Below are 11,992 nucleotides of genomic sequence, written 5' to 3'. Positions count from 1 at the left end.
AATGACTGTGTCTAAGATTTTATCCCCGGAAGGGGTTGCGAAGATTCGGGATTCGGCGTCCTGGCATGAAAACATGCATAGCCTGCTGACCGCTTTGCACTGGGAAGACGCGCTTGGGTACTGGGTAAACGCGTGTACGGCTGAGAAATTAATTGCCTGGCTGCTACCGCATTCAGTCAGCACGCTGCCGCCGGGTGAATCCACCCATGCATTTGAAGCCGATATCAGTAACTGGCTTAAAACCTACGAGGATAACTACCGCTGGCGTATTTTTCATCAGGCTGAATCGCTGGGTTTTTCCACACCTGCAGGTGCTCTTGGCCTGGCGATTTTCTGGACGGGAAGCCTGACGCAGCCGGAATATGAAGCTGTATATGCTGACGAACATCTTACGCCCCTGATGCTCTGTACCGTGTTGCGACTCCTGAGCATCAGGCTTGCCGGACCCGATACGCCGGATTTTGGAGCACGGCAACTCTATTCTCTTTGGCTTCCGGTGCAGGAGAACGAATGATGGGACAGCCAGCAGCACGAGTCGGCGATATGCATATCTGCCCGATGGTCACTCCGGGAGTGCCGCCAATTCCTCATGTGGGAGGGGCGGTATCAACGCCCGGTACACCCACGGTGCTGATAGGCGGCGTGCCTGCAGCGACAGTGGGATCGCTTGCCATCTGTGTGGGGCCACCAGACAGTTTAGTGGCGGGAAGTACCTGCGTATTCATTGGTGGTAAGCCAGCGGCGCGTATGGGGGACATCTGTGCCCATGGTGGAACGGTTGTCGCAGGTTGCGTCACAGTGCTGATTTCATGAAAGGGCATAGGGATGAAAATTGATTTAGACGAGCTTCTCTTGCCCCTGCCCGGAGGGCAGCCAGCGGGCAGATGCATGGAATATGAATCTGTATATGAAGAGATCCGTCAGGCGCGTGAGAGCGATCCGGACTTTCTGCCACAGGACGAATGGCGGACACCCCTGCGTAAAGCCGACTGGCCAAAAGTAATACGTCTTAGCGCATCAATACTGCGTGAAACCAGTAAAGACTTGCAGGTCGCCTGTTGGCTGGTTGAAGGGACCAGCCAGCAATACGGGATTGTCGGTATCAGGGAAGGCCTTGCTTTTCTGCATCGTTTTGTTGCCCGTTACTGGGACAGTGGCTGGCCCAGGAAAGACGATGACGATGGCCTGTTGATTAGTCATGCCATCGTCAGCCGGCTTGATCGGCAACTGTCTGATCTGATTATTCAGCTTCCTTTGCTCAGTCAGCCTGAAAGCACGCTCGAATACTGGCGGAAGGTACTGGCTTATGAACATCAGGCGTCAATGGCTCCGGGTGAACGCGGCAGCGAGGATTTTTCAGCCGAAACGTTTCACCTTTGGGCCTCCCGGCAGTCAGCGGAAAAGTTAGCACGACTGTCTGATGAATTGTTACTGCTGTCAGTATGTCTTGCAGATTTTGAAGCCACATATCAGACGCTGAATCCGCAAAAAGAAGGACCAGCACTAGGGCAGACAGCTCAGGGAATTAATGACCTGCAGGCATTTTCACAACGACTGGCCGGGTTAGTGACACCAACCAGCGAAGATGTCATGTCGCTTAATGTTCTCGCACGGAATGACGAACAGCCTGTGTTAAAAACCAATGAGCTGGCTTCAGGATCAGGCAATCAGCAAATGTCTCGCGATCTGGCGATCACCCAGATGTTAACGATTGCTCATTTTTTTCGTCAGTCTGAGCCCTCGAGTCCGGTTCCATTTTTAATGGAGCGAGCTGCCCGCTGGGCTGACATGACGCTGACGGAATGGCTGGAAGAGATGCTGAGTGATAACAACACTCTTCAGGATATTAATAACGTGCTAACGGGGCCAGGGAAGGAATGATTATAAAAGGGAAAAATCTGTGCTGTTTCAGCCTGATATGGATGTTGTCAGGTTGTGCGGGACATCAGAGCAGTTTGCAAAATTCAGCGAAACCAGATCTGTCAGCGCCGTTTTCAGCTGGAGCCATTAGCGTAACGCTAAATGCCAGGCCTGACCTGAATCTGGTCAACGGCATGGCCAACAGTTGCACTATTTTAGTGCTTCAGGCTGCAAAAGCCGAAACGCTTGAACAGATACTCATCAATCCTGTGAAAGTAAAGAGCCTGTTTGCGGGGGCAGGAGTCGGGACGGATGCGGCAAACGGCCACGCAGTTTTACAGATTGATCGTTACACCATGATGCCGGGACAGACAACCACGTTGCATGTCGACAGGGCAATGCACACGCGATACATGGCGCTGATTGCAGGGTACTACCCATTCCCGGGTAAACAGCACCAGATCCAGGAAGATATTCCTGTAAGGAAATACAAGACAGGATGGCTGAATCCCGTCTGGCATCGCGAACTTTCACCATTATCTCTGGCAATCACGCTGGGAAGTGAGGGAATTATCAGCATACAGAAAAACGTTCAGCAAAGCCAGGCTCCGGATGTCAGCCTGCCTGACATTGATCTGACTGAGACAAAAAATAGCGGAGCAGATAAACAATGAACGCTGAAGAACAACAGATCTATTGGCATTCTGGACTTTATCTGCAACCTCAACATTTACAGTCGCTCGATCTCCATTATGCATGGTTGCATGCCCGTCATCGGCAGCAGGCGCAACCTTATAACTACGGGATTAGTGAGATGTCTGTGAACAGGGCTGCTCTGAACGATTATGTCATGAGTGTTGATAGCATTAGTTTCTTTCTTCCGGGTGGAGATTATCTGACGTACCCCGGAAACTGTCGTATTCAAAAAAGAAACTTTCGTGATGCCTGGAAACTTCGCGATCATCCTTTAACGTTATGGCTGGCATTACCGCGGTTTGACGCTGCCCACTGTAATGTGACGTTGCCAGAAAAGGAAAACAGCCATGTGGTAACTCGCTGGCTGAGTATGGCAAACGCTCCTCTGATGAAAGACGTGCATGGTAGCGGTCCTGAAACTGAAGTAAACCGTATCTTATATAATGTTTTGTTGCTGACGAGCGAGGAAAAAGAGGCCGCAACCAACTGTGAATGCATCCCATTGGTAAGGTTGTGTCATGAGGGTGAGCAAGTGGTCTTTGATTCAATGTTTTCACCTCCTGCCGTTACGCTCTGTGGCAGCCCCTCACTGCATAAGCTCATTGAGAGCCTTGTGTTCGAAATCGGAGCCAGAACCCGGAAACTCGAAGAATATAAGCGTCCGGAACAGCTGGTCAGCCGTCAGGAACGGAGCGATCAGCTAATTCAACTGATGACTATGCGCTCTCTTAATCGCGCATTACCCGTGCTGAAAAATTACATGGCGGCTGCTCAGGTACATCCCTGGAGTATTTATAATTTACTGAGTCAGCTTGTCGGCGAACTTTCCTCATTCAGTGATTGTTGTAATTGTCTGGGAGAATGGAAAGGGGAGGAAAATATCGCCCTGTATTATGATCATGAAAAACTATTTGACTCATTTTATCGTCTGAGAACGACGTTAACTATGCTTATGAACAGCCTGGTGCTTGAAGACAGCACGTATATAAAGCTGAAAAATGAGAATGGCATATTTTGTGGAGAGATAACGAAAAATCAGGAACTGAAGAAAGGCGATGTTTTATTGTTATTACGTACTTCGGAAAAAATCCTGAGCCAAAGTGGTCAGTTCAGTGCGGCAGGCTTTAAGCTTGCCTCGGGTAATACGATTGACGGATTGATTCGACATGCTTTGCCAGGGGTAGCGCTCACCGCCTGCGAAAATCCACCTCGGGGAGTGCCTGTTCGCAACGATTATTATTATTTTCACATACACCACAATTCTGACCAGTGGCGTTCTGTAGCTGAAAATGGGGAGGTTGCGTTTTATTTTCCTGAAATGCCGGATGACCTGGAAGTGCAGCTGGTTTTTACGGGGGCAGAATGAATTCTCTGTTAAATCATTATCTACCTGTGTTCAGTATGGGAATAAAGTTCAGTCTGACGCCCGAGGATTATCCTGACTGTAATCATTTCAGAAATGAGTGCATTACATTGCTGGATAAGGCTATGCTGAACTCAGAATTATTATACAGCCTGCAGGACTGTGAGGATTCACATTTTGCGGTGATTGTATGGCTTGATGAAATGGTATTAAAAACGTCACCGGACTGGGTAAATGAATGGCGCACCAGCATGCTGCAAAGTCAAAGGTTCCGGACGGCGATCGGGGGCGAGGAATTTTACACCCGTCTTGATAGAATTGATTTAGTGAATAAGGACCTGAGGCAGGTTTACCTTTTTTGTTTGCTCATGGGTTTCCAGGGGAAGTATGCTCATAAGAGGAGCGATGAATTACAGTTGCGTATCAGTGATGAAAGGAAATGTCTTCCAGATGAATGGCAGTCCTGGCCCGGTGTTGCGAGAATTATAGCAACGGACGTCGAATTAAATTCGCGCCAGTCTTTTCAGAGGTTGCGTTTTTTTCATAACAAAACATCATTGTTTTTATTTGGTGCTATTTTTTATCTGACAACTCTTTCAGGACTGCATCTGTTAATCCGGAACTAATATGTTAAAAAAGATAATTCCCGTTATAATCTGGGCGGTTTTGCTGTGCATTCTTTTCATCTTTTGCCTTTTCCTGTCAGTATGGATGGAAATATCTCTTGTTTACGCCATTGTTTTATGGTTTTTTTTTATTTTTTCTGTTTGTCTGGTTAGTCTGCTTCGGAAATCGTTATCCGCCTTGCAAAAACAGGATTATTTTCAGAAGCTTTTTTCCCGCCATGTATTTTCCCGTACAGAACGGATCCTGTATACACACTGGAGATCGGGCGTACGTAGATTAAAAAAAGCCAAAAGAATAAATAAGGTCTATCCCTGGTTTTTTATTACCGCAGCAGGCAACAGTCATTCAACCCTGCTGTCGGGGTCAGAGATGATGCCAGCTTCGGGATGTCGGGAAAATCGGGAGATCACGCCAGCCCGAACCCTGCGGTGGTGGTTTTTCCAGCCACTGTCATTTCTGGAACTGCCCGGACTATTTTCTGAGTCCGGATGTGTGAAAAAAGTCTGGAAACGAACTGCGAGCTGGTTTCATGCGGCTCCGCCGCCGGCCGGCGTTGTCGTCTGCATTTCTGTTACCGAATTGCTGAATCTTCGCGATGAGCCGCCTGTCATCAGGGGGAGGCGTATACGTGCTTGCCTGGAGCCGTTGCTGAATAAAACCAGAAGACGTTTGCCGGTTTATGTCCTGGTGACAGAGTGTGAAAATATCCCGGGATTCAGCCGCTGGATAAGTGCGCTATCATCAGAACAACAGCACCAGCCTCTGGGATATTTCTGGCTCACGCCTCCCGCGATTGATAGCCGTGATCCCTCATTCCTCAGTCCCCTTTTCGATGCCATGAGAGAGGGGCTAAATAACGTGCGTATCAGCATGTTTTCCGGAGCAAAGCCTGATGCTGATACACTTTTTCTGCTGGACATGCCTGAGCAGATGCAGTCGCTTCAGCCTGTATTGCATCAATATATTGCGTCCATCTGTGGGGATGATGTCAGTTCAGACTCTACGGTCCCGGCATTAGGCGGGATCTGGTTTACGGCAACAGAACCTGTTAGCAACACATCAAATGAGAGAAAGAGTTATTTTACAGGAGAGTTGTTTTCCAGAACGCTGCCATTTATCAGTAGCAACAGCAAAATATTATACACATGCCCTGTCCGCGGCTTTTTGAGCCGCTGGGGAACGCTTTTTATCGCGAGCATAGTTACATTTCTGCTGTTGATTAGCGCGACAATGACCTTTCATGTTGTTGATACCGATAAAAGCAGTGATGTAATTAGCTCTCTTTCTCAGCTGGAATCGATTGATGCTGCTCTTCAGCATCCGGTCCGCTATTTACCTTTCATAAGTGTGCTTTATTCCCGCCAGGCCGAGATTGAGGATAGGATATTATCCTATTCGGTGATTCATTATCAGGATGATCGCGAGGTTATCAGCCGTTACCACCAGGATTTCAAACTGGCCGTTCCGGAAAAACAACGTGAACTCATCCTGGAACTTGCTCGTGCTGTTGTGGCAAAAGAAAGCCTTCTGAACGGCAACGCACTGGCTTCGTCATCAGGAAAGTCACCGATATCTCCTGCCCTGACAATGATGACTAGCGATATTTCCCTGACTCCACGCCAGAGTTTGCTGCTCCAGCGTGCACTTTTGTTGCGTAATGGAGGAGAACAACAGATATCCCGTTTAAGACGTTTACTGGGTGAACTTGTCAGTGACGATCCACAGTGGCGATGGCTGCTGGCATCAACTCAGCAGATTTCGCCTGTACGTTCGGGAAGCTTTTTTCCAGGAAGTGGTGACAAAGTTAGCATTGATGGCATCTGGACAGCGGAGGGGACGCAACAAATTTACCGCTGGCTGAAAGAGATTCACTACGCAGCAGGTAAAAAAATAGACTTACCCGCCTTGGCACGGTTTGAACAACGCCTGCCTGCACTACGTCAGTCGGCCTGGATTAAGTTTATTATACAGCTGAACAGACTGCCTGTTTCGGATCTGAGTGAGCAACAGTGGTCTGATATCTTGCTCAATATTGCCCAGGGAAACAGTCCTGCAACAGGCCTTGCGCGTATGGTAAATCAGCAGCTTGCAGACATCAGTCATGCTGACGCTTCGCCCTGGCTGTTACAGCTGCGAAAGCTGGTTGAATTGCAGACGAACAGTGTTTCAGGAACGCTGGTTCGACAGTTCAGTCAGCGCAAGCAGGAGCTGGATTTTGTCTTCGGGGAGTGGCTTAAAAAGGGCAAGGGCGCTCAGGTTATTACTGACGCGGGCTTACAGGCACAGTCGTGGACGGATTGGCAGAGCAGTTTACATTCTGCCGTATCAGATGCACTTAATTCGCCATCAGATACTCCCTTGCTGACGTCAGGTCTGTTTGCCCCTGTTCAGGGAAACGAAAACAATCCACTTCCTGCACTGAGTAAGCGTTTCACTGCATTGCGTAAAAACCTCATCTCTGTGACGCCAGATGCCGGTGTTGACGCGGTCTGGACACTGTATGGGCAGGATAAAAAATTGATAATCGCTCATGCCATGCAACAGAGTGGATGCTGGTTACAGCATCAATGGCAAAGCACGGTGCTATGGCCACTGGAGCAGAACGCCAGGCGAATAGACTATCCGGCACAACAGGCTCTCGCACACCAATATATTTCCTCCTTTATGCGTGATTCAGCAAAACATGTTCTCGCTATCGGTAAGAACGGTGCTGAAGCAGGCAAATTTGAAGGCCAGCATATAAAGCTGAGCCAATCGTTTATCTCCCTGATAAACGCGGAACTCAATCCCGATGATTTGCTGCCCATGCCTGAGCGGGATAAAACCCGTAAGGATGACAAATTAGCCCTGCTCAGAGCCCAGCAGAAAAGTCTCGAAGATAAGCAGAAACAGCTGGAGAGCACGCCCAGAGAACTGAGCCTGCATAGCCTGCCAGCCACAGTACCTGGTGGTGCCGGGCTAATGCCTGTCGGCACAAAACTTACTCTTTTTTGTGACGATCAACGCTGGGTACTGAAGAGTATGAACTTCGATGAACAGGCGCTTTTCAGATGGCGGCCGGGTCATTGCGGCCGGGTGGCACAGCTTATTCAGTTTCCCGGCTTCAGCCTTGAATATAACTACACAGGAGAGAGTGCCTGGCCAGATTTCCTCAACGATATAGCAGAAGGGCAGCACACTTATCAGGCGGAGGATTTTTCCGACCAGGCTGCATTATTGCGTGCGCAGGGTATTAAACAAATTATGGTTCGCTATCAGCCAGCCAGCCAGGCTGATGTTCAGGAGACCTGGCGGCAATGGCAGGCGCTTGAACACGCACTTGATGAGAATAATAGCGCGCAGCAAGCGTCTCTCATTCAATCCGGCGATGGACGCTTTTCTGAACCGCAGAAACACCTGCTTTCCCGCCTTCCTGCAAAAATTGCAAGTTGCCCCTGACCAGCTGTCGGATGAACTGTTCATTTAGTATAAAAATCAGGAAAAAAAGATGAGTCAGTATTTGAAAAAAATTACGGAAGTCTTTTCTGCCGATGCGCGGTACTGCCTGAATGCGGCAGTGAGTCAGGCCGTTAGCCGGACTCACCATGAGGTGAGTGTTGAGCATTTACTGCTGGCGCTAATCACTACTCAGACGGTATTGCTTGAACAGCTGTGTCTGGGGGCGGGGCTCAGAGGGGACCAGCTGGCAGACGCGCTGACGCATAGTCTGAACCAGCAGCGCAGCGGCAATACCTGTGGACCCGTACTGTCTGAGTCCCTTGTCCGGCATCTTGAGAAAGCATGGCTGCATGCCAGCATTTGCTGGCATCAGCGGCATCTTCCTGCCACGGCGTTTATTGGTTGTCTGCTTGCTGACCCGGACGATGTTACGTTGCCTCTTCCGACAGAGGTTCGTCAGGCACTGCATTGTGACGTGCTGAAGGCTGACGCACTCATGGCTGAATACTCAGGTACGGGCCAGAAAAAAGATAACACGGAAGAAGGTGTGCCATCTGGTGGGCCTGCATTGCTGAAATACACCCATAATCTGACTCAGAAAGCGCGCCGGGGAGAGCTGGATCCCGCTACAGGGCGTGAGAATGAAATCCGCCAGATGATAGATGTATTACTTCGTCGGCGTCAGAACAATCCAATCCTGACGGGTGAACCTGGCGTCGGTAAAACAGCACTGGTTGAGGGATTAGCGCAGCGCATCGTCAGCGGTACCGTACCAGACGCACTGAAAAAAATGGATATCATGTCACTTGATCTCAGCCTGTTACAGGCTGGAGCCAGCGTAAAAGGTGAATTTGAAAATCGGCTGCAAAGCCTGCTCTGTGACATTCAGTCACACCCCGTGCCGATCATTCTTTTTATTGATGAGGCACATATGCTGGTTGGAGCAGGAGGGACTGCGGGCCAGAACGATGCGGCCAACCTGCTAAAACCCGCCCTGGCAAGGGGAGAGTTACGCATGATCGGTGCTACAACGTGGTCCGAGTACAAAAAATATTTTGAAAAGGATGCTGCGCTTGCCCGCCGCTTTCAGATAGTCAGGGTGACGGAACCCGACCGGGACACGGCAATTAATATGCTGCGGTCGATTGTACCCGCCATCAGCAGTCATCATGGTATTCCAGTCCCTGATTCGGCAATCGTGGCTGCTGTTGAATTCTCTGCCCGTTATCTTCCGGGCCGGCAGTTGCCTGATAAGTCAGTCACGCTGCTGGATACGGCCTGTGCCAGGGTGGCTTTGTCCCAGAGCGACGAGCCACGAGAGATTGAAGATCTGAATGTCATGCTGAGGAATATCTCACTTGAGCGCCGTAGCCTCTCTCTGGACAGTGGATGTGCAACACGTATTGCCTGGCTGGATCAACGTAAAGCTGAAATCAAACAAGACCTGACCATTCTAACTCCGGTATGGAAAGAACAGCAGAGCCTGGTTGCCCGGATTGCTCAATGCCAAAATTCTGAGCAGCAAGCAAGCCTGCGGCAGAAACTGTCTGTAATGCACAAACAGCAACCTATGGTCTTCGAGCGTGTTGATGCGGCATGCGTTGCAGAAATTATTGCCGGGTGGACGGGGATTCCGGTGGAACAAATCCTGGAGCAAAAACAGGGGCCGCTGAATACTCTGTATGAACGTTTGTGCGAACGGGTTACCGGACAATCACATGCGCTTGAGGCAATTGTCCGGCAGATTCGAACCAGTCGGGCGGGTCTTGCCGATCCGTTAAAGCCAATGGGCGTCTTTATGCTGGCCGGACCTTCCGGGACAGGTAAAACAGAAACAGCACTGGCCCTGGCAGAAATGTTGTACGGCGGAAGTAGAGGGCTGATAACGCTGAATATGTCTGAGTACCAGGAGGCACACTCTGTCGCCGGCCTGAAAGGCTCTCCCCCTGGCTATGTCGGCTATGGACAGGGTGGCGTACTGACTGAGGCTGTGCGTCGACAACCCTATAGCGTTGTTCTGATTGATGAAGTTGAAAAAGCACACAGAGATGTGATCGAACTTTTCTATCAGGTATTTGACAAAGGGGTCATGGAGGACAGTGAAGGGCAAACTATCGACTTTCGCAACACCTTCATCATTCTGACCAGTAATCTGGCTGATGATGTAATTATGGCGGCAGGAGAAAAGGAATCTCCTGATATCAATGCATTAGTCCGCCAGATACGACCTGAATTCAGCCGCGTATTTCCAGCGGCGTTTATGGGGCGTCTGACCCTGCTCCCTTACTTACCGCTCAGTGCCCAGGCGCTTAATAATATTATCAACGCGAAGCTCAGAAAAATCAGCCTGCGCTTTTCTGGCAGAGACGGTGAGAAGAGATCTCTCAGTTACAGTCCTGCAGTAGTGAGGTATATCGCTGACCGCTGTCATGTCAGGCAAAGTGGCGCGCGTGATGTTGATACTGTAATCAATCAAAGCCTGTTGCCTTTGGTGACCGATTATTTGCTCGAAGCTGACGGCAGCGGAAACCTGCATATCCTGGTGCAGGTTACGGGAAAAGATCTTGCCATCGTTACAGATCGACAGAGTAAAAGAAAATGAACTCAGGCACTGGTTTTCAGGCGCTAAAAGTTAATAAAAAAGATCCGAGACAGAGCCCGGAGTTTCTTGAAATCAACTGGTCCATGCAGAATGCAGATATTCGCAGGATGAGTGAAAGTGAATGGAAAACGCTGGATAGCCAGTGCCGGGCATACTGGCGTAAGTATGGGTATGATTTGCAGAGTGGGTGTTGGTTCTGTCTGATGAGCTTAAAGCTGGACGGCTGGAGAGGTCTGGCGCAGGGACTCAATATCCTGGTTAGAGTATGGCGCGGCAAGGCATCCGAATATTGCTGGCCTCCGGTCGTCGATTCGGATCGACGACGATATCTGCTTGAATGGCTGAATACACACGTAGTGACCAGTATTTACCAGCTTGACTGTGATGATAATTTTACGGCCATGGCCAGTAGTATTGCTGAAAGTATTGCACTGCTTTATGACGAAGCGGTGAAAACGGATGCGCGTTGCAGAAACTCTTTAAAAAATATGCATTATTTTCTTCAGGTTCGCAGTAAAGCATCTTCTTCTTTGATTTTAAGCCTTGCACATTTAAAAATTGATAAAGATATACGGCCAGAATTATCTCCGATCAATATTAAAACCAATTCCTCTGTCCAGGGGAGCAGCATAAAAAGAAAGCATCTTATTCAGGCTGGATGTGCAGGTATTATTGGCGGTATGTTGGCGACCATGCTGTTAATGTCCGGCATCAGATACATGGAAAAACCAGGAGTTACCGAAAAGCTTGCTGGGGTACTTCAGGATTTTCCGGGTGACGATGCACTGACAGCATTAGCATGGCAGGGGATAGATAAGGAAGAACTGGAAAGTCATCGTGATGAAATATTGCATAAGTCGGCGTCATTATTGACATGGATTGCGGATCGTCCAAACGATGAATTACTTCGCAAGGGCGATATTCTTGCTCAGCGTCTTGAAAATGCATGGCCTGATAATTCAGTCAGTCAGAAATGGAAGTATAAACTGCAGGCTAAGGCTAACATTTTACCCTCAACGTGGAACTACAAAGAGGTTACTGCCGATCTGGACGAATTTGATTTAAAACTGGCCAATGCAGAACAGAAAAAAGGAGGATATTTAACGATTTCTGAACTGAAAAGCTTTTCCTGGAAAATACGCAGAAAACTGGAAAGTTCAGGCGTACCACCAGAAGAACTGCTTAGATATTCAGCAGAGGATAAAGAAGGCAGCCGTAAAGAAATTCTGGAGTCTGTTGCAAAAACCTTGTCTGCTTTAAATGCTTTGTATGTATTGTCAGTGAACCAAAATGATAAGCCAGCACAAGAAAATCATTAAGTCCCAAAAGGATTATGCTCTTTAATGAACGTAATGTTTTTTCTGAAAAAATAAAGCTGATTTGATTTTGTTATTTTGAGGTGGCTG

General features: G+C 48.8%; 9 protein-coding genes. All 9 read left to right on the top strand.

What is annotated here, in order from left to right; translation table 11 throughout:
- Position 1 precedes the first annotated feature (1 nt).
- From IAI47_RS14255 to IAI47_RS14215, 9 genes are read left to right on the top strand one after another with little or no spacing between them, the layout of a single operon-like run.
- Positions 2-514 (top strand): hypothetical protein, encoded by a 513-nt coding sequence (locus IAI47_RS14255; RefSeq protein ID WP_008924971.1) that lies wholly within the window; start codon positions 2-4, stop codon positions 512-514.
- Positions 514-813: a PAAR domain-containing protein gene (locus tag IAI47_RS14250; RefSeq protein ID WP_181162220.1), complete on the top strand. Its 300-nt coding sequence runs from the start codon at positions 514-516 to the stop codon at positions 811-813. Before IAI47_RS14255 ends, IAI47_RS14250 begins: the two co-directional genes overlap by 1 nt.
- Positions 814-825: 12 nt before the next feature.
- Positions 826-1,881, top strand: coding sequence for a type VI secretion system protein TssA (tssA, locus tag IAI47_RS14245; RefSeq protein ID WP_008924973.1), 1,056 nt, complete (start codon positions 826-828; stop codon positions 1,879-1,881).
- Positions 1,878-2,534 (top strand): type VI secretion lipoprotein TssJ, encoded by a 657-nt coding sequence (locus tag IAI47_RS14240; RefSeq protein WP_187961146.1) that lies wholly within the window; start codon positions 1,878-1,880, stop codon positions 2,532-2,534. Before tssA ends, IAI47_RS14240 begins: the two co-directional genes overlap by 4 nt.
- Positions 2,531-3,922, top strand: coding sequence for a type VI secretion system baseplate subunit TssK (gene tssK / locus IAI47_RS14235; RefSeq protein WP_008924975.1), 1,392 nt, complete (start codon positions 2,531-2,533; stop codon positions 3,920-3,922). Before IAI47_RS14240 ends, tssK begins: the two co-directional genes overlap by 4 nt.
- On the top strand, positions 3,919-4,545 hold the full coding sequence (locus tag IAI47_RS14230; protein WP_008924976.1) for a DotU family type IV/VI secretion system protein: 627 nt from the start codon (positions 3,919-3,921) through the stop codon (positions 4,543-4,545). Before tssK ends, IAI47_RS14230 begins: the two co-directional genes overlap by 4 nt.
- A 1-nt stretch (position 4,546) precedes the next feature.
- Positions 4,547-7,984, top strand: a complete 3,438-nt coding sequence (locus IAI47_RS14225) for a type VI secretion system protein (protein ID WP_008924977.1) — start codon at positions 4,547-4,549, stop codon at positions 7,982-7,984.
- Positions 7,985-8,033: 49 nt separating this feature from the next.
- Complete coding sequence (gene tssH, locus IAI47_RS14220; protein WP_008924978.1) at positions 8,034-10,586, top strand: type VI secretion system ATPase TssH; 2,553 nt, start codon at positions 8,034-8,036, stop codon at positions 10,584-10,586.
- Complete coding sequence (locus tag IAI47_RS14215; protein ID WP_008924979.1) at positions 10,583-11,905, top strand: VasL domain-containing protein; 1,323 nt, start codon at positions 10,583-10,585, stop codon at positions 11,903-11,905. Before tssH ends, IAI47_RS14215 begins: the two co-directional genes overlap by 4 nt.
- Positions 11,906-11,992 lie beyond the last annotated feature (87 nt).

The sequence above is a fragment of the Pantoea sp. MT58 genome, assembly GCF_014495885.1.
GTDB classification, from domain to species: Bacteria; Pseudomonadota; Gammaproteobacteria; order Enterobacterales; family Enterobacteriaceae; genus Pantoea; species Pantoea eucalypti.
This window is presented reverse-complemented; position numbering and strand designations above follow the sequence as displayed.

Excerpts from the sequence above, each read along its gene's own strand:
- IAI47_RS14255 (WP_008924971.1), top strand. The coding sequence starts at position 2 with ATGACTGTGTCTAAGATTTTATCCCCGGAAGGGGTTGCGAAGATTCGG.
- IAI47_RS14250 (WP_181162220.1), top strand. The coding sequence starts at position 514 with ATGGGACAGCCAGCAGCACGAGTCGGCGATATGCATATCTGCCCGATG.
- tssA (WP_008924973.1), top strand. The coding sequence starts at position 826 with ATGAAAATTGATTTAGACGAGCTTCTCTTGCCCCTGCCCGGAGGGCAG.
- IAI47_RS14240 (WP_187961146.1), top strand. The coding sequence starts at position 1,878 with ATGATTATAAAAGGGAAAAATCTGTGCTGTTTCAGCCTGATATGGATG.
- tssK (WP_008924975.1), top strand. The coding sequence starts at position 2,531 with ATGAACGCTGAAGAACAACAGATCTATTGGCATTCTGGACTTTATCTG.
- IAI47_RS14230 (WP_008924976.1), top strand. The coding sequence starts at position 3,919 with ATGAATTCTCTGTTAAATCATTATCTACCTGTGTTCAGTATGGGAATA.
- IAI47_RS14225 (WP_008924977.1), top strand. The coding sequence starts at position 4,547 with ATGTTAAAAAAGATAATTCCCGTTATAATCTGGGCGGTTTTGCTGTGC.
- tssH (WP_008924978.1), top strand. The coding sequence starts at position 8,034 with ATGAGTCAGTATTTGAAAAAAATTACGGAAGTCTTTTCTGCCGATGCG.
- IAI47_RS14215 (WP_008924979.1), top strand. The coding sequence starts at position 10,583 with ATGAACTCAGGCACTGGTTTTCAGGCGCTAAAAGTTAATAAAAAAGAT.